The organism is Streptomyces clavifer (assembly GCF_036345975.1).
GTDB classification, from domain to species: Bacteria; Actinomycetota; Actinomycetes; order Streptomycetales; family Streptomycetaceae; genus Streptomyces; species Streptomyces clavifer.
The window spans coordinates 4,634,198-4,659,174 of sequence record NZ_CP107793.1 but is presented as its reverse complement, the minus strand read 5'-3'; the positions used below and the strand labels follow the sequence as shown (position 1 = coordinate 4,659,174).

Annotated in this window: 25 protein-coding genes; 14 read left to right on the top strand and 11 right to left on the bottom strand. The window is 71.0% G+C overall.

The features are described 5' to 3' along the window. Nucleotides 1-9: 9 nt before the first annotated feature. Nucleotides 10-468: a MarR family winged helix-turn-helix transcriptional regulator gene (locus OG927_RS20480; RefSeq protein ID WP_124281336.1), complete on the top strand. Its 459-nt coding sequence runs from the start codon at nucleotides 10-12 to the stop codon at nucleotides 466-468. A 22-nt stretch (nucleotides 469-490) separates the two neighbouring features. Here the strand turns inward: OG927_RS20480 and leuE are convergent, their stop codons facing one another. Next, nucleotides 491-1,150 carry a leucine efflux protein LeuE gene (leuE, locus tag OG927_RS20475; protein ID WP_056796213.1) on the bottom strand — a complete coding sequence of 220 codons (660 nt, stop codon included), beginning with the start codon at nucleotides 1,148-1,150 and terminating at the stop codon, nucleotides 491-493. A 172-nt stretch (nucleotides 1,151-1,322) separates the two neighbouring features. Further along, complete coding sequence (locus tag OG927_RS20470; RefSeq protein ID WP_330320592.1) at nucleotides 1,323-2,903, bottom strand: acyl-CoA mutase large subunit family protein; 1,581 nt, start codon at nucleotides 2,901-2,903, stop codon at nucleotides 1,323-1,325. A gap of 250 nt (nucleotides 2,904-3,153) precedes the next feature. Here OG927_RS20470 and OG927_RS20465 point away from each other — a divergent pair, with 250 nt between their 5' ends. After that, on the top strand, nucleotides 3,154-4,050 hold the full coding sequence (locus OG927_RS20465; RefSeq protein WP_209469861.1) for a L,D-transpeptidase family protein: 897 nt from the start codon (nucleotides 3,154-3,156) through the stop codon (nucleotides 4,048-4,050). Nucleotides 4,051-4,278: 228 nt separating this feature from the next. On the opposite strand, the gene OG927_RS20460 is transcribed toward OG927_RS20465, so the two are convergent. From OG927_RS20460 to OG927_RS20440, 5 genes are all read right to left on the bottom strand, one after another. Further along, a complete protein-coding gene (locus tag OG927_RS20460) occupies nucleotides 4,279-5,346 on the bottom strand; it encodes a hypothetical protein (RefSeq protein ID WP_330320591.1) in 1,068 nt (355 codons plus the stop codon). Continuing rightward, on the bottom strand, nucleotides 5,346-6,029 hold the full coding sequence (locus OG927_RS20455; RefSeq protein ID WP_319099766.1) for an RNA polymerase sigma factor: 684 nt from the start codon (nucleotides 6,027-6,029) through the stop codon (nucleotides 5,346-5,348). Before OG927_RS20455 ends, OG927_RS20460 begins: the two co-directional genes overlap by 1 nt. A 277-nt stretch (nucleotides 6,030-6,306) precedes the next feature. Further along, a complete protein-coding gene (locus OG927_RS20450; RefSeq protein ID WP_330320590.1) occupies nucleotides 6,307-6,918 on the bottom strand; it encodes a hypothetical protein in 612 nt (203 codons plus the stop codon). A gap of 303 nt (nucleotides 6,919-7,221) precedes the next feature. Then, entirely contained in the window at nucleotides 7,222-8,037 is an 816-nt protein-coding gene (locus OG927_RS20445; RefSeq protein WP_330320589.1) for a DUF4328 domain-containing protein, read from the bottom strand. A gap of 113 nt (nucleotides 8,038-8,150) precedes the next feature. Then, the gene (locus OG927_RS20440; RefSeq protein ID WP_330320588.1) at nucleotides 8,151-9,743 is read right to left on the bottom strand and encodes a family 20 glycosylhydrolase; all 1,593 of its coding nucleotides are present in this window, start codon (nucleotides 9,741-9,743) and stop codon (nucleotides 8,151-8,153) included. Nucleotides 9,744-10,003: 260 nt separating this feature from the next. Here OG927_RS20440 and OG927_RS20435 point away from each other — a divergent pair, with 260 nt between their 5' ends. From OG927_RS20435 to OG927_RS20390, 10 genes are all read left to right on the top strand, one after another. Further along, nucleotides 10,004-10,672, top strand: a complete 669-nt coding sequence (locus OG927_RS20435; protein ID WP_056796239.1) for a 2-oxo-4-hydroxy-4-carboxy-5-ureidoimidazoline decarboxylase — start codon at nucleotides 10,004-10,006, stop codon at nucleotides 10,670-10,672. Nucleotides 10,673-10,838: 166 nt separating this feature from the next. Then, complete coding sequence (gene sdhC, locus OG927_RS20430) at nucleotides 10,839-11,219, top strand: succinate dehydrogenase, cytochrome b556 subunit (protein WP_079099469.1); 381 nt, start codon at nucleotides 10,839-10,841, stop codon at nucleotides 11,217-11,219. A gap of 5 nt (nucleotides 11,220-11,224) precedes the next feature. Then, entirely contained in the window at nucleotides 11,225-11,704 is a 480-nt protein-coding gene (locus tag OG927_RS20425) for a succinate dehydrogenase hydrophobic membrane anchor subunit (RefSeq protein WP_056796245.1), read from the top strand. 29 nt (nucleotides 11,705-11,733) lie between these two features. Further along, nucleotides 11,734-13,488, top strand: a complete 1,755-nt coding sequence (gene sdhA, locus OG927_RS20420; protein ID WP_056796248.1) for a succinate dehydrogenase flavoprotein subunit — start codon at nucleotides 11,734-11,736, stop codon at nucleotides 13,486-13,488. Further along, on the top strand, nucleotides 13,488-14,255 hold the full coding sequence (locus tag OG927_RS20415) for a succinate dehydrogenase iron-sulfur subunit (RefSeq protein WP_056796251.1): 768 nt from the start codon (nucleotides 13,488-13,490) through the stop codon (nucleotides 14,253-14,255). The genes sdhA and OG927_RS20415 overlap by 1 nt, the downstream gene beginning before the upstream one ends. Nucleotides 14,256-14,456: 201 nt before the next feature. Then, nucleotides 14,457-15,056, top strand: a complete 600-nt coding sequence (locus OG927_RS20410; protein WP_056796253.1) for a hypothetical protein — start codon at nucleotides 14,457-14,459, stop codon at nucleotides 15,054-15,056. An 18-nt stretch (nucleotides 15,057-15,074) separates the two neighbouring features. Continuing rightward, the gene (locus OG927_RS20405) at nucleotides 15,075-15,881 is read left to right on the top strand and encodes a hypothetical protein (protein ID WP_209469866.1); all 807 of its coding nucleotides are present in this window, start codon (nucleotides 15,075-15,077) and stop codon (nucleotides 15,879-15,881) included. A gap of 134 nt (nucleotides 15,882-16,015) precedes the next feature. Further along, nucleotides 16,016-16,450 carry a hypothetical protein gene (locus OG927_RS20400; protein WP_056796260.1) on the top strand — a complete coding sequence of 145 codons (435 nt, stop codon included), beginning with the start codon at nucleotides 16,016-16,018 and terminating at the stop codon, nucleotides 16,448-16,450. A 7-nt stretch (nucleotides 16,451-16,457) separates the two neighbouring features. Further along, nucleotides 16,458-16,916, top strand: coding sequence for a thiol-disulfide oxidoreductase DCC family protein (locus OG927_RS20395; RefSeq protein ID WP_274922777.1), 459 nt, complete (start codon nucleotides 16,458-16,460; stop codon nucleotides 16,914-16,916). A gap of 10 nt (nucleotides 16,917-16,926) precedes the next feature. After that, nucleotides 16,927-17,751: a TetR/AcrR family transcriptional regulator gene (locus tag OG927_RS20390; protein ID WP_056796264.1), complete on the top strand. Its 825-nt coding sequence runs from the start codon at nucleotides 16,927-16,929 to the stop codon at nucleotides 17,749-17,751. Here the strand turns inward: OG927_RS20390 and OG927_RS20385 are convergent. The 3 genes from OG927_RS20385 to OG927_RS20375 form a co-directional block, all read right to left on the bottom strand. After that, nucleotides 17,738-19,291 carry an ABC transporter substrate-binding protein gene (locus tag OG927_RS20385; protein ID WP_319099777.1) on the bottom strand — a complete coding sequence of 518 codons (1,554 nt, stop codon included), beginning with the start codon at nucleotides 19,289-19,291 and terminating at the stop codon, nucleotides 17,738-17,740. The genes OG927_RS20390 and OG927_RS20385 overlap by 14 nt on opposite strands. Before the next feature lie 258 nt (nucleotides 19,292-19,549). Then, nucleotides 19,550-20,932 (bottom strand): metallophosphoesterase, encoded by a 1,383-nt coding sequence (locus tag OG927_RS20380; protein ID WP_330320587.1) that lies wholly within the window; start codon nucleotides 20,930-20,932, stop codon nucleotides 19,550-19,552. A 68-nt stretch (nucleotides 20,933-21,000) separates the two neighbouring features. Then, on the bottom strand, nucleotides 21,001-21,246 hold the full coding sequence (locus OG927_RS20375) for an SCO4848 family membrane protein (protein ID WP_056796274.1): 246 nt from the start codon (nucleotides 21,244-21,246) through the stop codon (nucleotides 21,001-21,003). 121 nt (nucleotides 21,247-21,367) lie between these two features. On the opposite strand from OG927_RS20375, the gene OG927_RS20370 reads away from it, so the two are divergent. Continuing rightward, nucleotides 21,368-22,618 carry a D-alanyl-D-alanine carboxypeptidase family protein gene (locus OG927_RS20370; protein ID WP_056796276.1) on the top strand — a complete coding sequence of 417 codons (1,251 nt, stop codon included), beginning with the start codon at nucleotides 21,368-21,370 and terminating at the stop codon, nucleotides 22,616-22,618. Here OG927_RS20370 and OG927_RS20365 read toward each other — a convergent pair. Then, on the bottom strand, nucleotides 22,566-23,486 hold the full coding sequence (locus OG927_RS20365) for a YihY/virulence factor BrkB family protein (RefSeq protein WP_056796280.1): 921 nt from the start codon (nucleotides 23,484-23,486) through the stop codon (nucleotides 22,566-22,568). The two genes, OG927_RS20370 and OG927_RS20365, sit on opposite strands and share 53 nt — an antisense overlap. A gap of 127 nt (nucleotides 23,487-23,613) precedes the next feature. Here OG927_RS20365 and OG927_RS20360 point away from each other — a divergent pair, with 127 nt between their 5' ends. Continuing rightward, entirely contained in the window at nucleotides 23,614-24,963 is a 1,350-nt protein-coding gene (locus OG927_RS20360; RefSeq protein ID WP_330320586.1) for an FAD-binding oxidoreductase, read from the top strand. The last annotated feature ends 14 nt before the right edge of the window (nucleotides 24,964-24,977 follow it).

Sequence of the window (24,977 nt, the reverse complement as noted above, 5' to 3'; positions counted from 1 at the left end):
TTCGGGGACATGGACTACTCACACGACGACGCGGGACTGGCACGGCAGCCGATCGGCTACTGGAGCTGGGCCGCCCACGAGGCCACTGTCACCCACATCCGCGCCGCCCTGGCCGAACACGGCCTGACCCAGCCGCCCTGGTGGGTCATCAACCAGCTCGTCGACGCGGACGACGCGGGGCGGCCACGGGCCGAGGTGGTGGCGGTGCTCCGCGGCTATCTGAACGTCGGGGACGGGCTGGACCCCGAGATCGACGCGCTCGTCGTCAAGGGCCTGGTCACCCAGGACGCCACCACCCGGCTGCGGCTGACGGCGGAGGGGCACGCGCTGCGGGAGAGGGCGTACGAACGGGTCTCCCGCGCGAGCGCGGAGATCCATGCCGGCATTCCCGACGAGGACTTCGTCGCCGCCCTCAAGGTCCTCCAGCGCATGATCCACAACGTGGGGGGCCGGGCCTGGCACCACTGAGGGCCCTGCGGACCCGCACGGCTCAGACGCCGCTGAACGTGAGCTTCGCCGCGAAGCCGAGGAACAGCACGCCCGCCGCCGAAGTGGCCCCGGCCGAAAGCCGCTTCCGGCGGCGGAACGCGGCGGCCAGGCGGGTACCGCCGAAGATCAGCGCCGAGAGGTACAGGAAGCTCCCGAGCTGCAGCAGGGCGCCCAGCAGCAGGAAGGACAGCGCCGGGTAGGCGTAACCCGGATCGACGAACTGCACGAAGAAGGAGATCAGGAACAGGATGGCCTTCGGGTTGAGCAGGCTGACCACGAGCGCTCGCCGGTAGGGCCGCTCGACCGCCGCCGCGGGTGCCGCGTCCGCCTCCGTCAGCTCGGCGACCCGCCGGTGCCGCTCGCGCCACATCGACACGGCGGCACGCAGCATCCCGATGGCCAGCCAGGTCAGATAGCCCGCACCCGCGTACTTGACGACGGCGAAGAGCAGCGGCGTCGTCTGCAGCAGGGAGGCGGCACCCAGCGCGGACAGCGTCATGAGGACCGCGTCCCCGGTCCAGACGCCCGCGGCGGCCACGTAGCCCGTCCGCACACCGCGCCGGGCGGCGACGGACAGCACGTACAGCGAATTGGGCCCGGGCAGCAGAATGATCAGCACCAGGCCGGCGAGATAGGTCGGAAGATCGGTCACACCCAGCATGGACGGAGTGTCGCACGCGGGTACGACGCCCTGTCCAGGCATTTCGGAATGCGGCGGATCCGTCCTGGACGCGCAGGGCGGGGAGCCCCTTCTCCGCCGGCCGGAGCGGGGCGGGACGGCGCCGGAGCGCGGGTGATCGGCGGAGATCACCCGCGCGCACGGGACCGGCCGCTCAGAACGCGTCCGTCGGGACGTACGCCCCCCAGACCTCCCGGAGCGCGTTGCACACCTCACCCACCGTGGCCCGCGCCCGGAGCGCGTCCTTCATCGGGTAGAGCACGTTGTCCGTTCCCCGCGCAGCCTTCCGCAGCTCCGCCAGCGCCGCGTCCACCGCACCCTGGTCGCGCTCCGCGCGGAGCTTCGCCAGCCGGGCGGCCTGCTGGGCCTCGATCGCCGGGTCGACGCGGAGGGGCTCGTACGGCTCCTCCGCGTCGAGGCGGAAGCGGTTGACACCGACGACGACGCGTTCGCCGCTGTCGGTCTCCTGCGCGATCCGGTAGGCGCTGCGCTCGATCTCCCCCTTCTGGAAACCGCGTTCGATGGCCTCGACCGCGCCGCCCATGTCCTCGACCTTGCGCATCAGTTCCAGGGCCGCCGCTTCGACGTCGTCGGTCATCCTCTCCACGACGTACGACCCCGCGAAGGGGTCCACCGTCGCCGTCACGTCCGTCTCGTACGCCAGGACCTGCTGGGTGCGCAGGGCCAGGCGGGCCGACTTGTCGGTGGGCAGGGCGATGGCCTCGTCGAAGGAGTTGGTGTGCAGCGACTGCGTGCCGCCGAGCACCGCACCGAGGCCCTGTACGGCGACCCGGACCAGGTTGACCTCGGGCTGCTGGGCGGTGAGCTGGACGCCCGCGGTCTGGGTGTGGAAGCGGAGCATGAGCGACTTGGGGTTCTTCGCGCCGAACTCCTCCCTCATCACGTTCGCCCAGATCCGGCGCGCGGCACGGAATTTGGCGACCTCCTCCAGGATCGTCGTACGGGCGACGAAGAAGAAGGAGAGCCGCGGGGCGAAGTCGTCCACGTCCATGCCGGCCGCGACGGCCGTGCGGACGTACTCGATGCCGTCGGCCAGGGTGAACGCGATCTCCTGCGCGGGCGTGGCTCCCGCCTCGGCCATGTGGTAGCCGGAGATCGAGATGGTGTTCCACTTCGGGATCTCGGTACCGCAGTACTTGAAGATGTCGGCGATCAGCCGCAGCGAGGGCTTCGGCGGGAAGATGTAGGTGCCCCGGGCGATGTACTCCTTGAGGACGTCGTTCTGGATGGTGCCGGTGAGCCGGTCCGCCGGGACGCCCTGCTCCTCCCCGACCAGCTGGTAGAGCAGGAGGAGGAGCGAGGCGGGGGCGTTGATGGTCATCGAGGTGGAGACCTTGTCCAGCGGGATGCCGCCGAACAGGACGCGCATGTCGTCGATGGAGTCGATCGCGACGCCGACCTTGCCCACCTCGCCGGAGGCGATCGGGGCGTCCGAGTCGTGGCCCATCTGGGTGGGCAGGTCGAACGCGACCGACAGGCCCGTGGTGCCGTTGGCGATCAACTGCTGGTAGCGGGCGTTCGACTCGGCTGCGGTGCCGAAACCGGCGTACTGCCGCATCGTCCAGGGACGGCCGGTGTACATCGTGGGGTAGACGCCACGCGTGAAGGGGTACGCACCCGGCTCACCCAGCTTCTCCTCGGGCCGCCAGCCGTCGAGTGCGTCCGGCCCGTACACCGGCTCGATGGGCAGCCCCGATTCGGACTCACGCGTCATGTGCTGTGCCTCCCGCTCAAGCTACTTCTCAGTAACAAATCTCGCGACGGACTCTAGCGGCGGCGGTACCACCCGTCAGGGCCCTCGGCTGGGACCTTGCTCACAGCGTTCGCCCCGCGGCGGGGCCGGACGCTCGTTTCCCATCATGCGCAGGATTCGGCAACCGGGCAGGACGGGAATCCGTCTTCCAGGACATCCATGTCGCGGGCGCCGGGTACCGGGGCGGTGACGGGCGGGCCAGGGGGTCGCGATGGGACACGTAAGGATGAACGGGCGTGCGGGCGGGGCGCGGACGGCGGCCATCGGCCTGCTCGCCCTGGCCGCGCTCACGGCGGGCTGCCGGGCCGGCCCCGTCGGCGCCGCGGAGCCGACGGTGGCGGCCACGGCGACGGGCCCCACGGACGATGCCGCCCCGGGCAGCGGACCGGCGAGCGCGTCCCCGTCGGTGTCGCCCTCCGAACCGGCCACGGACCCCGCCCCGGTGGAGACGCCGAGCGCGCGGCCCTCGCCGCGGCCGGAGACCCTGATGTCGACCGGCGACAGGAGCGGGAAGGTCCGGGAGCTGCAGGCCCGGCTGCGCCAGATCGGCCACTTCCACCGCAGCCCCACCGGGTACTACGGCACCGCGACCGTCGCGTCCGTACAGTCCTTCCAGGGCAGGCGCGGCCTGTCCCGCACCGGCAGGACCGACACCGTGACCTGGGAGCGGCTGCTCGGGATGACCCGGAGGCCGACGGCCCGGGAGCTGGACCCGCCGGCCGCCGAACCGGTCGCGAAACCGGACGCGCGCTGCATGACGGGCCGGGTCCTGTGCATCAGCAAGAACAGCCGCACCCTCTCGTGGATGATCGACGGCCGGGTCGTCTCCTCGATGGACGTCCGCTTCGGCTCGCAGTACACGCCCACCCGGGAGGGTGCCTTCACGGTGTACTGGAAGTCCCGCGACCACGTCTCGACGCTGTACGACACCCCCATGCCGTACGCCATGTTCTTCAGCGGCGGCCAGGCGGTGCACTACTCACCGGACTTCGCGGCCCGCGGCTACGACGGCGCCTCGCACGGCTGCGTGAACGTGCGGGACGAGGGGAGGATCGCCTCGCTCTTCGACCAGGTCGAGAACGGCGACAAGGTCGTCGTCCACTGGTGAGAGGACGGCGGGGGTGATCCCACTGGCGCGGACCGGGAGCGGCGTCCAGAGGTAAAGGGGCGCGGGCGGGACCGGGGGAACGTGTCCCGCCCGCGCCTGATGCGCCGAGCCGAAGGTACGGGGGGAACCCCGGCTCGTGTGCGCTACCGATGACCAGTCGGCACTCTGTACTGCGCCGGGCAACCGGAAAACGTCACACCGTGTGGCCGAAGGCCGTATCCACGCAGGTCAGCGCGCGGCCGGGGAGAGGGCGGACGGCTCGTCCGCCGTGGACCGCTGGTTCGTGCCGCCCTCCGGGGGCGGGGTGCGGAAGGAGATCGACGGAAGAGACTCCTCGCCGTCCTCGCCGGGGCCCTTGCCGCCGTCCGGGCCGCCGGAGCCGTCGCCGGAGCCGCCGCCGCTCCCGTCCGCGTCGTCGTCCTCGAGGACGCGGTCGCAGAAGCGTGCCAGGTTGTCCTCGCCGTCCGCGAGATCGAGGAGTCGTCGCTCGTCCTCCCGGCTCAGGTCGTCGCTGCGGTAGTCGCGGCAGGCCCGGGCGGCCTTCTCGTGGAGATCGGCCCCCTTACCGCCCGCGGAGCCGCCGGGGGTCTCGTGTCCGTCGGTGCCGTCCGGAGTGCTCTCCGGGGTGCCCTCGCCGTCCGGGTCGCCACTGCGCCGGTCCGTCCCGCCGGCCGTGCCGCCGCCGGGGCGGCTCCGCCCGTCGTCCGGATCCGTGCCCCTGTCCGCCCCTTCGGGCGCGGTCGGCGACGCGGACACGTCGGGCGACGCCGGTGCGGACGACGGACCGCCGGCCTCGGGCACTTCGGCCCCCAGCTCCTCCGGGGACGCCGCGACGGAGACGGACGAGGCGGGAGCCGGGGAACCCTGGCCGCCGAACGGCGCGGGAAGCATGCCCGTGCCCCCGGCGACCGCCACCCCGCCGAGTGCGCACCCCGCCAGCGAGACGGCGAGGCCGTAGCGCACGGGACGGGTCCAGCGGGGGCGCCGGGACGAGGGCGCGCGCGTGGCGCCGATGCGTACGGTGTGCAGGGTGTCCTGATGCCCGCCGGGTCCGGCGGCCCGCGCCCCGCCGTCCCGCTTCGTCCGGGCACCGGACGCCTCGCGGAACGCGGCCATCACGGCCGCCTCACCGGGCAGTTCCCCTCCCGGGGGGCCGGGGGCACGCACCTCGCGCAGCGCCGCTTCCAGCCGCCGGGCCGCATTCCTGGCGTGATCGTCGACGGGTTCGACGGGATCGCCGCGGAGCAGATTCTCCGCCACGTCCGCGTCAAGCCACTCGTCCTGCTCGTCGGCCATCACATGTCCTTCTGCGTCCACGGACGCGAATGCGTCACACCGGCGGGCGCCGCCGCGCCGTTGCGGGCGGGGCGCTGTGCGGGCACGGCTCCGAGTCCCGCACCCGCGGCCGGAATCCCGCCCTCCGGGCCGTCGTCCGCGCCGAGCAGCTCCGCCAGCCGCTTGAGCCCCCGGTGAGCGGCCGTGCGGACCGCTCCGGGGCGTTTGCCCAGCGTCCGGGCGGCGCTCTTCGCGTCCAGCCCGACCACGACACGCAGCACCACGGCCTCGGCCTGGTCCTGCGGCAACTGCGCGATGAGGGACAGCGTACGGCCGGTGGCCAGCGACTCCAGCGCCTCGCCCGCCGTGTCCGATTCGGCAGCCCGGGCCACGAGTTCACTCTCGTCGCCGCCGACCGCCGGGCGCCTGCCCCGCATCCGTATGTGATCGAGCGAGCGGTTGCGCGCGATCCGGGCGGCCCAGCCGCGGAACCGGTCGGCGTCCCCGCTGAACCGGTCGAGATCACGCGCTATCTGCAGCCAGGACTCGGACGCCACGTCCTCGGCGTCCGGTTCGCCGACCAGCGTCCGTATGTACCCCAACAGCCGTGGGTGCACAGCGCGGTACACAGTACGGAAGGCGTCCTCGTCCCCGTCCTGTGCCGCGAGCACCGCGGCGGTCAGCTCCGCGTCGTCCCCCAGCACTCCCTCAACCCGCCCTGCTGATCCGAATCACAGCTGGTCATCGCTGCTGCGCCACCCTGCGCGAATCAGCACGCTACGTGGTCGGACTGTTCCGCGTCCATGACTTGTACAACCCGCAACAGTCTCCTGACGCAGCGCGGTGTGACAAAAAACGCACCCGTGGCGCTGAGATGAGTACGGGGCCGCACTGCGGCTCCGTGGAAGACGACCGGGGCCTCTCCTGTGGGGGGTGGCGGCCCCGGTCGTCGTTCCGTCCCGCCCGGGTCCGCCCCGGCCGTCAGGCCCGGCTGCGCGCCCTGCGCGACATCACCGCACGCAGCACGCGCTGGCCCTCGGTCGACAGGTCGAGCACCCGGAGCAGGCCCGCTCCACTGCCCACCGTGCCCGCGGTCTCCGCCAGGACGTCCAGGATCTCGATCTGACGGCGCAGTTCACCGCTGACGAGCGGGCCCACGCCCTCCGTCCCGCCCGCACGGCAGCGCCGCAGCAGCTCCGCCCCACCCGCGGACGGGAGGTCGAACTCGCGGTGGACGTCCAGCGCGAGGAGCGAGCAGGCGTCGGACCACGCGCGCAGCGGCTCCGCCTCGAAGTCCGCAGGCGCGGCAGCGAGCAGCGCACGGACGCGGGCGGCCACGGAACCGGTGTCCCCGCCGCCCTCCGGCCCCGTGTCCCCCGACGCCTCGCCCTCCGGCGCGTCACACTCCAGCGCCTCGCGGACGCCGGCGAGCCGGGCCACCCAGTCCGCACCGTTCTCACAGCTCGCCCAGAGCGGGCGCAGCGGCTCCGGATCGCTCCGGCCGGTCGGTGGCAGGCAGCGGTCGAGACAGGCGAGCCCGCTCGCCGCCAGCCCTCGCTCGTCGGCAAGAGCGATCTGCTCCAGCAGGCTCATCGACGTCTCCCTCGGTCACCCGGTCGGCCGACCGGAAGCCGACGCACGGCGGAACGCCGCACGTCGTTACCGAATACTGCGCCGAATGGCTGAAAAGCGTCACTCTTACGACTCGGGAGGACACAGTGCGATGCGGTCGGACCGGCTCCTGATGCCCGGACCATCCGTAAAAGAGGAGAAAATCGGCTCGGGCAAGGGCGCGTGACGCCCGATGCACCGCAGTCCGGGCGGCGGCCCTTCGAGGGCGCCACGGCCGGATCCGGCCGCCCACCGGGCAGCGCGGAGGGGCGGAGTCGGCTCGGCTCAGTACGTGGCCGGGTCGCTCGCCGGGTGTGCGGAGGGCGGCGTGGGGCCGACCGCAGCCCGCTCCCCCTGCATCGCGGTCAGCCTGCGCACGAAGAGCATCGCGAGGACCGCGGCGACGATGTCGAGCACGTCGGACGCGACGACCAGTCCGATCGCGTCCACGACCTCCTGCGGCAGCTCCGCGCGCTCGTACGTCCGGGCGGCGTAGCGGCCGAAGACCAGGTCGAGCACCCAGGCCGCCCACCAGAGGTTCATCGGCGTCCCGGAGACCGTGCTCCGTCCTTCATCGGCGCGGGTGCTGGCCGCCCAGACACCGCCGGCGACCCGGCGCGGCAGCCAGAAGTTGCCGACGGGGACGAACCACGCACCGACGGCCCAGCCGGGCCGCATCGTCTGCAGGCTCGCGTCGAACACCTCGGCGTTGAGCCGGACACGGCGGAACCAGAGGACGAAGACGACGGCGGTGGGCACCAGCGCGAGGAGCTGCAGGCTGTACGCCCGCTGGTGGAGCAGGTGGGCCTGGAGCGTCAGGCCGTAGGCCTCCATGTCACCGCCGGCGATGGCGACGAACACGCGCCGGACGTTCAGGCCCGCCGCGACGGAGAGCACGTCCGCCACGACGACGGCGACGAGCAGCACGACGACCGCCTTGGCGAGGCCCCCGGGGGAGCGCAGCCGGTGCGGCCCCTCCCCCCTCGGCGCCCGGGTCCCTGCCATCAGTCCGCCCGCCGACGTGCGGCGCAGCGCCGCACAGGTGGTGCAGCGGCCGTCGGCGGACGTGGCCGGTCTCTTACGGCATGTGGTGCACAGCATGAAGTGGAACCCCCCAGGATTCGTCCGGAACGCGCTTGCCGCGCGCCCCTCCCCGGGGCACGCGGCAAGCGGAACCTAGCCTCTCCCGACGGAGGTGTCCACGCGGTTGCGGATCAGTCCGAGGAGTCGACCTCGTCGGCCAGCGCCTTGAACTGTGCCCAGGTCAGCTCCGGCTTCCCCGGGTCCCACAGCTTCTGGGAGACGGCGTTGAGCGGCATCCGGATACCGTCGGCCACCTGCTTCTGCGTCTGCGCGTTCGGGAAGTCCCCCCAGACCGCGAACCGGCCGCCCAGGATCTGCTTCGAGTAGCGCTCCGGGACCGGCTCGGTGCCGCGCAGGACGAACGGGGTCCACTGCTCGTAGATCCGCTCGCCGGTCGGGTAGACGAAGTCGTTGGGCTCACCGAGCACGTAGTAGAGGAACTCGTCGTTGAGGTTGACCACCTTGCGGCCCTCCGCCAGGTACTCCTGGGGCGGCCGGGCGCCGATCTCCTTGCCCGTCCAGTACTCGACCTCGATGCCCTTGTGCGCGGTGACCCGGCCACCGCTGAAGAACCCGTCGTTCCACGCCTTGGGGATCTTCTGCGCATCGCGGACGACCGCCGCCCGGTCGTTGAGCCAGCCCTCCGTCAGGTCCTGGATGGTGGCCCCGGCGCCGTACTTCTCGCGGGCGGCCGCGGCCAGTTGCGGGTAGGAGGCCTGCGGGTCGCTCACCGTCAGCGCCTGGTACTCGTCCGCACCGACGTGGAACCACGCCCCGGGGAACAGCTCGGAGTACTCGCGCAGCAGGTCGTCGACGATCTCCGCCGACTCGGTCCTGGAGATGTCGATGGCGCCCTGCCGGGCGACCCCCTGCGTGTCGCGCAGTTGGAGGTCGGGGTGGGCGCGGAGCACGGCGCCCAGGTGTCCGGGGGAATCGATCTCGCCGACGACGGTGATGTGGAGGCTCTCCGCGAGCGCCAGGATCCGCCGGACCTCGGCCTTGGTGAGGTGCTCTTCGGAGACCACTTCCGGATGCGACTCGGATTCGATGCGGAAGGCCTGGTCGTCGGAGAAGTGCAGGCCGAGCTGGTTGAGTTTGAGGTCGGCCATCTCGCGCAGCCGGGCCTCGATCCACTCGGCGGAGTAGTGCTTGCGCGCGATGTCGAGGTTGAGCCCGCGCTGCGCCCGGTCGGGTGTGTCGCGCACGACGCCCTCCGGCATCGTGCTGTCGGCGCTCATCGACTGCTTGAGGGTGCGGGTCCCGTAGAAGACGCCGGCCTGGTCGGGCCCGCTGATCCTCACCCGGTCGCCCGCCGTCTTCAGGGTGTACGACTCCGGGGCGCCCTTCCCCGGTGTCCCGATCGCCAGCTCGACGTCGCCGGGCCGGGCCGAGGCCTCACCCCGGTAGCGGATGTCCAGCTCCTCGGCGAGCAGCTTCGCCTCGTCGGCGAGCTCGGGATCGGCCACGACGACCGTGCTGTCCTTCGCGGGTTTCCAGCCGGGTCCGCGTGCGGGGGTGTGCTCGCGCACCGCGGGTATGGTCCTCGGCGTCGTGGAGAGCGGGTAGCTCCGCGAGGGGGACGGCGAGGACGAGGTGCTGGACGAGGACGCCGCGCCCTGCGTCCCGGGGCCGGAGCCCTCGGGCCAGGCGACGACGGTGAGGGTGACGGCAGCGGCGACCGTGGCGGCCGCTCCGGCCACCAGAACTCCACGTGAGGGCGACATCGCTCAGAATCCTCCGGGTTGGGGGGAGAAACAGGTCAGAGAAGAGGAGAAAGTCGGTCATTACCCCCGCCGAGACGTCCATCAAGCGTTCCGAAACTCTCCCGTCCGGGTGAAATTCGCGCACCCACCGGGCGCCCGTTGCCTGGTCTCGCTAGCGTTGCGTCACATTCATCTCAGCCTTCACTCTCTCCCCCACGCAACCTGTTCGCTCTCCGGCCCCTCTCCAAGATCACAGAAGTCATTCATTCGAGGAGTTCCCGCTGTCCAGGTCCAGCGAGCCCCCCGCCGGCCCGCCGAAGCAGCCGCAGCAGGCAGGGCGGGCGGGCGTACCCGTCCAGACCCGCGGTCCCGCCCCGCACGAGGCAGGGGCGGAGCCCTCCGTTCCGCAACCAGTCTCGGCGAGTACCTGCGGCAATGCCTACTCGAGCGGGCTCGGTCGCTTCAACGCCTGGCCCCGGGACACCGCCGAACCAGCCCTGCTGGAGTGCTTCGGCAGCCACCGCTGGGCGCTGCGGCTGGCCGCCCACCGCCCGTACCCGGACCTCGGGGCGCTGCTCGCGGCCTCCGACGAGGCGGGGTACGACCTCTCCCCGGTGGACATCGCGGAGGCACTCGCCGCGGAGTGCGCCCCCTGCCTGCACCATGACGCGCCCCGCGCCGCCCACCTGGCCCTGCGGGCGGCGCACGCCGCGTACGAGAGCCGATTCGGTCATGTGTTCGTGATCTGCCTGGACGGCGTGCCGCCCTCCCAGCACGTGGACCAGGTGCTCGTCGCCATCCGTACCCGGCTCGCGCACGACGCGGACGAGGAGCGGGCCCTCACCGCGGAGGAGATGCGACGACTCGCCCGGGGCCGCATCATCGACCTCGTGACCGAAGCGGGCAGCTCGCAGGGCCCTTTCCTGGTCGCCGGACAGCCCGTCCGATAGCCCGTCCGTGCCAGATTGATTGCCGCTTTGATCACACCGGAGGCCCCGCCGCCATCGAACCGACAAACCGTCGCTACGATGGCCGGGGCCGGTGGACCGTACCCGGCCGGGTCAGACCGACAGTCAAGCCGGCCGACCCCAATCCCCGCTCCCGGAGGGTTCTTCCGTGCCGGCTGGAACGCTGTACCGCGGCCGGGAAGGCATGTGGTCCTGGGTGGCTCATCGAGTCACCGGTGTCCTCATTTTCTTCTTCCTGTTCGTACACGTCCTGGACACCGCCCTCGTGCGTGTCTCCCCCGAGGCGTACGACGATGTCGTGGCCACCTACAAGACCCCGCTCGTCGCGCTGCTCGAGTACGGCCTGGTGGCCGCGATCCTCTTCCACGCGCTGAACGGTCTCCGCATCGTCGCCGTGGACTTCTGGGCCAAGGGCCCGCGCTACCAGAAGCAGATGCTCTGGACCGTCCTGGGTATCTGGGTCGTGCTGATGGTCGGGGCCCTGTACCCCGTCCTCGGTCACGCCGTACGCGAAGTCTTCGGGAGCTGAGGCCAATGTCCAGCGAGACCTCTTCCCCCGCGATCGGCGACGTCGAGGGCGTAAGCCTGTACGACGTCGACAACCCGGCCCCGGTGATCGAGCCCCCGCGCAAGCGCACGGGCAAGACCCCCAAGGGTTCGCGCACCAACTTCGAGATGTACGCCTGGCTCTTCATGCGCCTGTCGGGCATCGTGCTGGTCGTTCTCGTCATCGGGCACCTGCTGATCCAGCTGGTGCTGGACGGCGGCGTCTCCAAGATCGGCTTCGCCTTCGTGGCGGGCCGCTGGGCCTCGCCGTTCTGGCAGGTCTGGGACCTGGCGATGCTGTGGCTCGCCATGCTCCACGGCGCCAACGGCCTCCGTACGGTCATCAATGACTACGCCGAACGGGACAACACCCGCTTCTGGCTGAAGATGCTCCTGTACACCGCCACGGTGTTCACCGTCCTGCTGGGCACGCTGGTGATCTTCACCTTCGACCCGAACATCCGCTAGGCGCCGGGACAGAGGGACCAGAGGAAACCATGCAGATCCACAAGTACGACACCGTCATCGTCGGCGCCGGCGGCGCCGGCATGCGCGCGGCCATCGAGTCGACGAAGCGCAGCCGCACCGCCGTGCTCACGAAGCTCTACCCCACCCGCTCCCACACGGGCGCCGCGCAGGGCGGCATGGCCGCCGCGCTGGCCAACGTGGAGGAGGACAACTGGGAGTGGCACACCTTCGACACGATCAAGGGCGGCGACTACCTGGTCGACCAGGACGCCGCCGAGATCCTCGCGAAGGAGGCCATCGACGCGGTCCTCGACCTCGAGAAGATGGGCCTGCCGTTCGGCCGTACGCCCGAGGGCAAGATCGACCAGCGCCGCTTCGGCGGTCACTCCCGCAACCACGGCGAGGCCCCGGTCCGTCGTGCCTGCTACTCGGGCGACCGCACCGGCCACATGATCCTCCAGACGCTGTACCAGAACTGCGTCAAGGAGGGCGTGGAGTTCTTCAACGAGTTCTACGTCCTGGACCAGCTGGTCGTCGAGGAGGACGGCGTCAAGAAGTCCGCCGGCGTCGTCGCCTACGAGCTGGCCACCGGCGAGATCCACGTCTTCCAGGCGAAGTCGGTCATCTACGCCTCGGGCGGCACCGGCAAGTTCTTCAAGGTGACGTCGAACGCGCACACCCTGACCGGTGACGGCCAGGCCGCCTGCTACCGCCGGGGTCTGCCGCTGGAGGACATGGAGTTCTTCCAGTTCCACCCGACGGGCATCTGGCGCATGGGCATCCTGCTGACGGAGGGCGCCCGCGGTGAGGGCGGCATCCTCCGCAACAAGGACGGCGAGCGCTTCATGGAGAAGTACGCGCCGGTCATGAAGGACCTCGCGTCCCGTGACGTCGTGTCCCGCTCCATCTACACGGAGATCCGTGAGGGCCGCGGCTGCGGTCCCGAGGGCGACCACGTCTACCTCGACCTCACGCACCTCCCGCCGGAGCAGCTGGACGCGAAGCTCCCGGACATCACCGAGTTCGCGCGTACGTACCTCGGCATCGAGCCCTACACGGACCCGATCCCGATCCAGCCGACCGCGCACTACGCCATGGGCGGCATCCCGACCAACGTCGAGGGTGAGGTGCTGGCCGACAACACCACCGTCGTCCCGGGCCTGTACGCCGCCGGCGAGGTCGCCTGTGTCTCCGTGCACGGCGCCAACCGCCTGGGCACCAACTCGCTGCTCGACATCAACGTCTTCGGGCGCCGTTCGGGCATCGCCGCCGCCGAGTACTCCGCGAAGAACGACTTCGTCGAGCTTCCCGAGAACCCGGCGCAGCTGGTCCAGGAGCAGGTCGAGCGGCTGCGCAACTCGACGGGCACCGAGCGGGTCCACGCGCTCCGCACGGAGCTTCAGGAGTGCATGGACGCCAACGTGATGGTGTTCCGCACCGAGCAGACCATCAAGACCGCGGTCGACAAGATCGCCGAGCTGCGCAAGCGCTACCTCGACGTGTCGATCCAGGACAAGGGCAGGCGGTTCAACACCGACCTGCTGGAGGCCATCGAGCTGGGCAACCTGCTCGACCTGGCCGAGGTCATGGCGACCTCCGCGCTGGCCCGCAAGGAGTCCCGCGGCGGTCACTACCGCGAGGACTACCCGAACCGCGACGACGTCAACTTCATGCGCCACACCATGGCGTACCGCGAGGTCGCCGACGACGGCACCGAGTCGATCCGGCTCGACTACAAGCCGGTCGTCACGACCCGCTACCAGCCGATGGAGCGTAAGTACTGATGGCTACCCCGACCCTGGAAAAGACCGACAAGGCCGAGGCCGGCTTCGCCGACACCCCGTACATCACGGCCACGTTCCGGATCCGCCGCTTCAACCCCGAGGTCTCCGACGAGGTCCAGTGGCAGGACTTCGAGATCTCGATCGACCCGAAGGAGCGTGTCCTCGACGCCCTTCACAAGATCAAGTGGGAGCTGGACGGCACTCTGACGTTCCGGCGTTCGTGTGCGCACGGCATCTGCGGCTCCGACGCGATGCGGATCAACGGCAAGAACAGGCTCGCCTGCAAGACGCTGATCAAGGACATCAACCCGGAGAAGCCGATCACGGTCGAGGCCATCAAGGGCCTCACGGTCCTCAAGGACCTCGTGGTCGACATGGACCCGTTCTTCCAGGCCTACCGCGACGTCATGCCCTTCCTCATCACCAAGGGCAACGAGCCGACGCGTGAGCGCCTGCAGTCCGCCGAGGACCGCGAGCGCTTCGACGACACCACCAAGTGCATCCTGTGCGCCGCGTGCACGTCCTCGTGCCCGGTGTTCTGGAACGACGGCCAGTACTTCGGCCCGGCGGCCATCGTCAACGCGCACCGCTTCATCTTCGACTCGCGCGACGAGGGCGGCGAGCAGCGCCTGGAGATCCTCAACGACCGTGACGGCGTGTGGCGTTGCCGCACGACCTTCAACTGCACGGACGCCTGCCCGCGTGGCATCGAGGTCACCAAGGCGATCCAGGAAGTGAAGCGCGCGCTGATCACGCGTCGCTTCTGACCCACGGGCTCCGGGGCTCCCGGGCCCACGCCGTGGTCTTCGAGAGGCCCCGCTCCCCGCACCGACTGTGCGGGAAGCGGGGCCTCTTGGTGCGTCGAGGGGGCGGGGGACGGTACGGTCATGCGGAGCCCTGACCGGCTCGCCCTCTCCCGACGCAGCACGGCACGGGAGCAGAGGGTCTGATGGAGAACGGGGAACGTCGTGAGCGATCCGAATCCGTACGCGGACGACTCATACAAGTGGGGCCCGCCCCAGCAGCCGGGCAACCCTCCGACGATGCCCGACGGCCAGGGCTACGGCTACCCGGCGCCGGGCGCGGCTCCGGTGTACGGCTACCCGCAGCCGCTGCCCGAGTCCGCCGCACAGCCCGGTCCCGGCTACGGCTATCCGAGCCCCGGCCAGCCGACGCAGCCCGGCTTCAACCTGCCGGTCCAGCAGGGACAGCCCATGGGCGGCGGCGTGCCGATGCTGTCGCTCGGTGACATCACCGTCATGAACGACGGCATCGTGACGCCGTCCGGCACGATGCCCCTCAAGGGGGCGGTGTGGACGGCGACCGACATGTCGCGCACGGAGGAGAAGATCCCCACCGTGGGGGTCGTGCTCGCCATCGTCTTCGCGCTCTTCTGCCTGATCGGGCTGCTCTTCCTCCTGATGAAGGAGAAGAGGACGACCGGTTTCGTCCAGATCACGGTGACGAGCGGTGGACGCCACCACTCGACGATGATCCCGGCGATGGGCCCCGAGACCTTCCCGATGGTCATGGCCCAGGTCAACACCGCGCGCTCCATGAGCGTCTGAGACCGGGTACGGTCCCGCGTGGCCCGCTTCGACCACACGGTCACCGTCACGTCCCTGGACCGCGACTGGTTCGAGGAGTGCGCGAAGGCCGTCCTGGACACGGTCGACTCCTCGCGGGCGCGGGGTGGGGACATCGTGCTGGGGGACGGCGGGCCGACGGTCCCGGGCATCCGGCTGCTGAAGGGCCGGCACCTGCGCCCGGGCGCCCGGTACGAGATCACCTCGGACGCCGACGAGGCGACCGACGCCCTGCGCGCAGCCCCCTCGGACGACCTGATCGTCGTGACCGTGAGGGAGTGGCGGCGCGCCACCGCCATCGCCGTCGAGCAGCGCATGGAGTCCGCCGAGCTGACCGCCCGGCTGACCGCGCGGCTGCGCACCCCTGACCGGCCCGGGGCACTGGACGTGGGATTCCGCATGCGCAACCCCGGCGGAGGTCCGCTGCAACGCGCCTCCGGCCGGGCCGGGCTCGACCTGCCCGCCTGGTGGGCCGCCGCGACCGCGCGTCCCGGGTCCCTCCCGCCGGCCCGCGCCCCGCTGGCGGTCCGCGCCAAGCACCGGCTCGGGCGGGCACGTCTGACCGTCACTCCGCGGCCGGCCGCCGGGGGCGTGTGGGAGGTCGGCGTCACCCTGACCGTGCGCGGGCGGTCACTGCTGCGCCCGGTGGCCGCGCTCGCGCTGTTCTTCGGGCAGGTGCCGCTGCGGCGTGCGTTCCGGTCCGGTGCCGACCGGGCGGCGGCCCGGTGGAACGAGGTGCTGGCGTCGGGACCGCTTCCGGACGCGGGTGACCTGCGGGCCGAGCTTCTCAGGGCCCTCGCCGACTGATCCCGCGTCACCCGCCCACCCCCATACCGCATCCAGCGTTCCGGCCTTCACCGGGACGCTGCTTGAACATGTTCAAAAACGGGTCTACAGTCACTGACATCAGCATTTTGAACGCGTTCAAGGGAGGGTGGGGCATGGACCTCACTGTGCTCGCGTATGTCATCTACCTGCTCATCAGCGTGGCGCTCACCGTCTGGGTCGCCCGCACGCTCAGCCGCAACGGCAAGGTCTTCCTCGGCGATGTGCTCCAGGGCGACGAGAAGCTCGCGGACGCCGTGAACCACCTGCTGGTGGTCGGCTTCTACCTGGTCAACCTGGGCTTCGTGGCCCTGTACCTGAAGAACGCCGACGGGGTCGCCGACGCCCGGCAGCTCTTCGAGGCGCTGTCGGTGAAGGTCGGCGTCGTCCTGCTGGTCCTGGGCGTGATGCACCTGGGCAACGTCTACGTGCTCAACAAGATCCGCCGCCGGGGCCTGATGGAGCGCGAGCAGACGCCGCCCGTGCCGCCGCAGGGCTGGGCCGGACCCGGGAACCAGGGCCCCTGGGCAGCGCCCGCCACCGGGAGGTGAGCAGGCCGTGACGGACATCCCCGGCCGGGCCGCGCCCGCCCCGGTCACGTACCCGCCGGTCACCCGGCTCACGGTGCTCTACGACGACCGGTGCCCGCTCTGCGTCCATCTGCGGCACTGGCTGCGGAAGCAGCGTCAGCTCGTCCCGCTCGATCTCGTCCCGGCCGGCTCGCAGGAGGCGCGTCACCGCTTCCCCGGTCTCGACCACGCGGGAACGCTGGAGGAGATCACGGTGGTCGGGGACCGGGGGCAGGTCTACCGCGGGACGTCCGCCTGGATCGTCTGCCTCTGGGCCCTGGCCGAGCACCGGCCCAGGGCCCACTGGCTCACCACGCCCCTGGGCCGTCCGTTCGCCCGTGCGACGGTGCTCGCGGCGGCGAAGTACCGGTCCGTCACGGCGGAGCCGTGCCGCTCCGCCGACGGACGGTGCCCGCTGCCGGATCCGGTGGCCGGATCTCCCGGTTAGCCTTGGGACCGTGGTGAAGGAAGAGAAGGACGTGGCCGACGCGAACGCAGCGAAGCCGACCGGAGCGGGCAGGACGGCCAAGGCCCAGAAGAGCGAGCAGACCCGCACGCTGATCCTGGAGACCGCGCTCAGGCTCTTCGAGGAGCACGGGTACGACCGGACGACGATGCGGGCCATCGCCAAGGAGGCCGGAGTCTCCGTCGGGAACGCCTACTACTACTTCTCCTCGAAGGAACACCTGGTCCAGGGCTTCTACGACCGGATCGCCGCCGAGCACGAGGCGGCGGTCCGGCCGGTCCTGGCAGGCGACAGGGATCTCGCCGTCCGCCTCCGCGGTGTGCTGCTCTGCTGGCTGGACGTGGCCGAGCAGTACCACCGCTTCGCCGCCCAGTTCTTCAAGAACGCCGCCGACCCGGACAGCCCGCTCTCCCCCTTCTCGGAGGAGTCCGTGGCCGCCCGTGAGGCGGCCATCTCCGTGCACGAGCGGTGCCTGGCCGGCTCCAGCACCAAGCACGACCCGGAACTGGCGGCGCTGCTGCCGCAGTTGATGTGGCTGATGCAGATGGGGCTGGTGCTCTTCTGGGTCTACGACCGGACCGAGGGCACCGAGCGCAGCCGCCGTCTCGTCGAACGCACCGCGCCGATCGCCGCACGGGCGATCGCGCTCTCCCGGTTCCGGGTGCTGCGACCGCTCGTACGGCAGCTCAGCGACGTCCTGGTGGAGTTCATGCCCGGCGCGGCGAAGCGCCCGGGCCGGGGTGCGCCGGACGCCCCCACCGCGGGCACCCGTGACGCCTCGGACGTCCCGGACGCCTCGGACGTCAGATCCAGCTGAGCTCCCACAGACGCCAGATCCCGGTGCCGTCCGAGAGGTACTGGGAGCCGGCCACGCCGGCCGTGCTGACGACGTAGTCCTTCTTCTGCCACAGCGGGATCAGCGGTACGTCCTCGCCGACCAGCTCCTGCAGCTTCTTGAAGTCGCCCGAGGTGCGGCTGCGGTCGCTGTACTGCTGTGTGGCGGAGATCAGCGAGTCCATCTTCTTGCTGGTGTAGCCGTTGTGGAGGCTGCTGTCGCGGCCGACCAGCGGCTGGCTGAAGGTGTCGGGGTCCGGGTAGTCGGGGAGCCAGCCCACGGTGTACGCGTCGTACGCGCCCGCCGCGTACTTCTTCTGGAAGGCCTGCCACTCCACGGCCTTCTCGGTGACCTCGAACAGACCGCTGTCCTCCAGCTGGCGGACCAGCTCGGTGCTCTCCTGCTTGTTCGCGTCCTCGTCGCGGTGGGCGAAGGTGATGGGCAGCGGAATCTGCACCCCGGCCTCCTCCATCAGCGCCCTGGCCCGCTTCGGGTCGGGCTCCGGGTAGGAGTCGAAGAAGGGGGTGCTGTGCCCGATGTAGCCCTGCGGGATCAGCGAGTAGAGCGGTTCGACGGTGCTCTTGTAGACGTCGGTGACCAGGGGGCCCCGGTCGATGATCCACCCGACGGCCTGCCGGACCCGCTTGTCCGAGAGCGCCGAGCCGTCACGGACGTTGAAGACGAGGTTGCGGATCTCCGCGCTGTCCGCCTCGGTGACGCGCTGCCGGGTGGAGGCGACGTCCAGCCCGGCCAGGTCCTCGGGGGGCAGCTGACGGTGTGCGACATCGACGTCGCCGGTCTTCCAGGCCTCCCTGAGCTGGTCGGAGCCGTCGAAGTAGCGGATGTCGACGGCCACACCGGTCTGCTTCAGCGCACCCTTGTACGCGGGATTCGGCACCAGTTCGGCGCGGACGCCCGGCTCGTACGACTTCAGGGTGTACGGCCCCGAGCCGTCGACCTGGTCCCCCGTGCGGAGTTCGTCCTTCGGGTACTGGGTGGGGTCGACGATGGACCCGGCGCCGGTGGCGAGCTTCTGCGGGAAGGTCGCGTCCCGGGCCGTGAGGTTGAACGTCACGGTCCGCCCCTCGGCCACGACCGTGTCGAGGCTGGGGAAGAGCACCGAGGGACCGACGTCCGTCCTGATCTTCAGCATCCGGTCGAAGGAGTACTTGACGTCGGTGGCGGTGACCTCGCGGCCGTTGGCGAACGTCAGGTCGTCCCGCAGTCTGCACTGGTAGGTCTGGAGCTTCTGCCCGACGAAGCCGCAGCTCTCGGCCGCGTCCGGCTCCGGCACGATCGCCCCGGACTTGAAGGTCATCAGGGACTGGTACAGGTTGCTGTAGATCGCCCAGGAGCCGGCGTCATAGGCGCCGGCCGGGTCGAGGCTGGTGACCTCGTCCGACGTACCGACCGTGATCGCGTCGTCGCTCACCTCGTCCGAGGGAAGCAGCTGCCAGGCGCCGACGCCGGCGATGATCAATACCGCGAGAATCGCGAGAATCCGAAGCCGGACCAACCGCATGTGCCGTGCTCTCCTCTACCAGCCCTGCCGCGACCCATGTGCATGTATGCGCACATTGCCGCATGTTCACCCTCACCTGATTACACGTTATTCACACTTGGAAGAGCAAATCGGGTGTTCACAGCTTCTTGGTTGATATACGCCGAGAAACAGGCGGAATTGGGCATGGCGCAGCCTCCCGCCCAGCTCGTTGCGTGAGCGTGCGGGGTGACTGCGCGTCATGTCCTGCTGTGGGCCGGGCAGTTGATCAGGCGGCGCTCAGGCCTGTCGGGATGCGAGCTCCACCACGGTGATGTCGGAGGGCGCGCCGACGCGGACCGGCGGGCCCCAGGCGCCGGCTCCACGCGAGACGTAGAGCTGCGTGTCGCCGTAGCGTTCGAGTCCGGCGACGGTGGGGTTGGCGAGACCGGCCAGCAGGTTCCCGGGCCAGAGCTGTCCGCCGTGCGTGTGGCCGGAGAGCTGGAGGTCCACGCCGTGCTTGACGGCGTCGTCGATGACGACGGGCTGGTGCGCGAGGAGGACGGAGGCACGGCTGCGGTCCCGGTCACCGAGCGCCCGCACGAAGTCCGGACCCTGCCCCTCGCTCTCGCCCGCGACGTCGTTGACACCGGCGAGATCGAACCCGGCGATCTCGACCCGGGCGTTCTCCAGCGGGTGGAGACCCAGCTCGCGCACGTGGTCGACCCACTCGGCGGCACCGGAGAAGTACTCGTGGTTGCCGGTGACGAAGTAACTTCCGTGGCGGGCTTCGAGCCCGGCCAGTGGTTCGGCGGCGCTGCCGAGGTCCTTGACGGACCCGTCGACGAGGTCGCCGACGACCGCGACCAGGTCGGGCCGGGTCGCGTTGATCGCTTCGACGATGCGCCGGGTGTGGGCCCTGCCGAGGATGGGACCGATGTGGATGTCGCTGACGACGGCGATCCGGAAGCCGTGCGCGGAGCGCGGCAGCCTGGCGAGCGGCACGGTGATGCGCTTGACCCGGGGGCCGCGCAGCACACCGTAGGTGCCGTAGCCGACCGTGCCGAGCCCGGCGAGGGCAGCCGCGCCGCCGACGGCCCGCGCGACGAAGAGCCGTCGCGAGGGGTCGACGACGGTCGGGGCCGCCGGGGACTCGGGGGGCGGGGCGACGTCCGTGCGCGTACGGGTGCCACCGTCCGAGCCGTTCTCCGTGCCCGTGACCTCGGCTTCGCCGCTCGCGGCGGCTTCGCCCGTGGCCCCGGCCCCACTCGTCGCGGCGGCTCCGCTCGCGACGGCACCGGCCTCGGGCCGCGCGCCCACGGTGGCCTCCTCCGCGCCCGCCGTGGCCTCCTCTGCGCCCGCTGCGGACCTGCGCGCCAGGAACCGGTGCAGCAGGGGGCGTGCGGCCTCCCCCACCAGCAGAGCCATCGTCAGGTACAGCAGCACCGCCAGCCACAGGTAGCCGGGCCAGGCCAGCACCTGCTGCAGCCAGAACGGGAAGCCCGCACGGGCCGACGTCATGGCGCCGAGGCTCAGCAGGGGCAGCACGAAGGCGGCGATGGTGCCCGCGCGCCGCGCGGGGCTCCCCTTCGCCGTCGTGTCACCGACGAGCCGGCGCCACACATAGCGGTGCACGCCCGCGAGCAGCGCGACGACCACGACCATCACCAGAACAACGACCACTACCACTTACGCTCCCCCGCCCACCCGCTGGACTGCTGCTGTCCGGACTCTCACTTTTGCCCCGGTTGTCATGTGCGTTCGGACCGCAATGCCCTGACACCACGGAACCCGATGACTCCGACGGCCGTCCCCAGAAGAAACGACGTGATCGTGAGCAGCAGATGGACCCAGAAGTACGCGGTCGGGTCACCGGCGTCGTCGAACGCGAGCCCGCTGCCGTCCTTCCACAAGTTCTTGGCGAAAGTGATCCAGATGAACCAGCTCCACACCCCGAAGGCGAGCAGGAACCAGGAAACGGGGCGGCTGAGCTTCATGGACCCAGTATCGCCGGAGCGTTCGAGTCCGGGTTCCCGGGGTGGGCTGTCCCGGCGTCACGCCCGGCGGGTCAGGCCATCCGGGTCCCCATCCCCATCCACGCCCTGTACGTTTCCGACCGTGCCCGCTCTGAAAAAGACCGTGTTGACGGTCCTCTCTGCCGTATTGCTGTCCGTATGTGTCGTGGGTCCCGCAGGGGCGGCCGACAAGGACAAGACCGACGACAAGCAGCCGAAGCCGACGGGGCCGATGTCGACCGTGGGCGGGAAACGCCTGGGCGAGGTGGGCACCCAGGTCGAGCTGGGCCCCGGCGCACCGGTCCTGCCCAAGAAGCTCACCGGCCGGTCGTGGATCGTCGCGGACGCGGAGAACGGCAAGGTGCTCGCCGCCCACAACGCCCACTGGCGGCTGCCGCCCGCCTCCACCCTCAAGATGCTCTTCGCGGACACGGTCCTGCCCGCGCTGCAGCCGAAGACCATGACGCACATGGTGACCGAGGAGGAGCTCGCCGGGGTCGGCGAGGGCAGCAGCCTGGTGGGGGTCAAGGAGGACCACACCTACACGGTCCACGACCTGTGGCTCGGTGTGTTCCTGCAGTCCGGCAACGACGCGGTGCACGTCCTGGCGGAGATGTACGGCGGTGTGGACGCGACCGTCGCGGCGATGCAGCGGCACGCCGAGGAGCTGCAGGCCCTCGACACCAAGGTCGTCTCTCCCGACGGCTACGACGCCCCGACCCAGGTCTCCAGCGCGTACGACCTCACGCTGTTCGCCCGCAGCGGTCTCCAGAAGGCCGACTTCCGCGAGTACAGCGCTACGGCGACCGCACAGTTCCCCGGCGAGAAGAAGAAGGGCAAGAAGCGCGGGACCTTCGGGATCCAGAACACCAACCGGCTGATCACCGGTGACATCGGGGTGGAGCCGTACAAGGGCATCGCCGGCGTCAAGAACGGTTACACCACGCACGCGGGCAACACCTTCACGGGAGTCGCCGAGCGCGACGGCAAGGTGCTCCTCGTCACCGTCATGAACCCCTCGTCCGAGGAGAGCCACGCCGTCTACAAGGAGGCCGCCACGCTGCTCGACTGGGGCTTCGCGTCGAGCGGCAAGGTGACCCCGGTCGGCGAGCTGGTGCCTCCCAAGTCGGCCGCGACGGGGACCGGGAAGGGTGCACGGCCCGCGGGGGGTTCGAGCAAGGCAGAGGACAGGCCGGCAGCCGCCGCGTCCCCCGCCGCCCCCGCGGGCTCCAGCGGGGTCTGGATCGCGCTGTCGATCGTCGGCGGGCTGCTGGTGCTCCTGGCGGCCGGGGTGTTCCTGGTCAACCGGCGCTGGCCGCTCCCCGACCTGGTGCGCCGTCTTCCTCGTCGCTGAGGGCCGCCCTCTTCTCCTCCTTGCTCGGCGTCGCCGTCCAGGCGGCGCAGAGCAGCAGCAGCTTCGCACTGAAGTTGATCCAGAGGAGGAGTGCGACCGGCACCCCGAAGGCCCCGTACATGCTCTTCGACGCGACGCCCTTCATATAGCTGCCGAGGAGCAGCTTGAGCAGCTCGAAGCCGACCGCGCCGACGAGTCCGGCCACGATCAGCCGGCGGCGCGGCGGCTCCACACCGGGCAGCAGGGTCAGCAGGTAGATCAGGAGCAGGAAGTCGGCGAAGACCGCCACGGCCAGGGCGGCCGCCTGGAGCAGCGCTCCGCCCGCGCCGTCCTCGGGGATGCCGAGGAGGTCGGCGGTCCAGCCGATGGCGGTCGAGCCGACCGTGGAGGCGGCCAGTGTCACGAGCGCCGCGCCGCCCAGACCGAGCAGCAGACCGGCGTCCTTGAGCTTGCGGACGACCGGGTTGCCCTCGTCCAGGTCGTCCTTCTCCCAGACCGCGCGGAGGCACTCCCGCATCGCACCGACCCAGCCGATGCCGGTGAAGAGCAGCAGCGCACCGGCGACCAGCCCGACGGTGCCCGCGTGCGCCACCAGGTTGTCGATGCCGAGCTGGTCGGAGATCCCCGGCACCTGCTCGGCCAGCTTGCCCTTGATCGTGTCCAGCTGTTCGTCGGAGAGCAGGGCGGCACCGATCGCCGCGCCCACCGCGATGAGCGGGAAGAGCGCGAGGAAGCTGAGGAACGTGATCGCCGCCGCCAGCCTGGCCCAGTGGACCCGGTCCAGCGTCTCGTAGGAGCGCCAGGCGTGCGTCTCCATCAGCCGTGCGGCGAACGGCCCGATCAGGGGGAGATTCTTCAGCCAGTCCATGACGTACGCGTACCCTTCCGCACGCAGAAAACCGGTGTCCGCGGCCTTCCGACGCGCCAATCACCCATTTCGGTGAGTGCTGTAACAAATCCCTCAAATGGGTTTTCTCTGGCTATACGGTCACTTCATGTCTGTCGACACGGTGTCCATGACCGGCTGGGGCCGCACCGCCCCGACGACCGCGCTGCGGTTCCGCCCCCGCACGTACGAAGAGGCCGCGGTCGCCGTGCGCGGCCGTGGTCCGCGTGGGGTCGTCGCCCGCGGGCTGGGCCGTGCCCACGGTGACGCCGCGCAGAACGCGGGCGGTTCGGTGGTCGACATGACCGCGCTGGACCGGATCCGGTCGGTCGACGCCGTCACGGGCACGGTGGTCTGCGACGCCGGGGTGAGCCTGCACCACCTGATGGAGGTGGTCCTGCCGCTCGGCTGGTTCCTCCCCGTCACACCCGCCACCCGCCATGTCACCGTCGGCGGGGCGATCGGCTCCGACGTCCACGGCAGGAACCACCTGACCGCCGGCTCCTTCGCCCGGCACGTGCGGGCCCTGGAGCTGCTCACCGCGGAGGGCGAGGTGCGTACGGTCCTGCCGGGCACCGATCTGTTCGACGCCACGGCGGGCGGTCTGGGGCTGACCGGGGTCATCCTCTCCGCCACCCTCGTCCTGCGTCCGGTCGCCACGTCGCTGATGTCGGTCGCCACCGAACGAGCCGCCGGGCTGGACGAGGCAATGGCCCGCCTCACCGCGACCGCCGACGACGCCCCGTACGCGGCCGCCCGGATCGATCTCCTGGCGCGGGGAAGGGCCACAGGGCGCGCCGTCCTCACCCGGGGGGAGCACGCACCTCTGGACGCGCTCCCGGCGCACGCACGGCGCATGCCGTTGGCGTTCCGGCCGTTGCAGCTGCCCGCCGCCCCCGCGTTCCTGCCGGAGGGGCTGCTCGGGCGGACCTCCGCAACCCTCCTCAACGAGCTCCGCCACCGCACCGCTCCCGCGGCCCGCACCGGGGAGCTCCGGAAGATCTCCGCGTTCTTCCACTCCATGGACGCCCTTCCGCACTGGAACCGCGTCTACGGCCGGGGCGGCTTCGTGCAGTACCAGTTCACCGTCGGGGACAGGCACGGGGAGACGCTGTACCGCATCGTCCGGCGGCTCTCCGTGCGCCGCTGTCCCGCCGTCCACGCCGTGCTCAAACGGTTCGGCGAGGGCGGCACCGGCTGGCTCTCGTTCCCCGCGCCGGGCTGGACCCTCTCCTTCGGGCTGCCCGCGGGGCTGCCCGGTCTGGCACGCCTGCTGGACGGGCTGGACGAGGAGGTGGCAGCGGCCGACGGCCGGGTCTGCCTCGCGAAGGACGCCCGGCTGCGGCCCGACGTGCTCGCCGCGATGTACCCGCGGCTGCCCGCCTTCCGGGCCCTGCGCCAGGAGCTGGACCCGGGCGGAGCCTTCCGGTCCGACCTGTCCCGCCGCCTCGCGCTCTGAACCCCCGGCCCCCG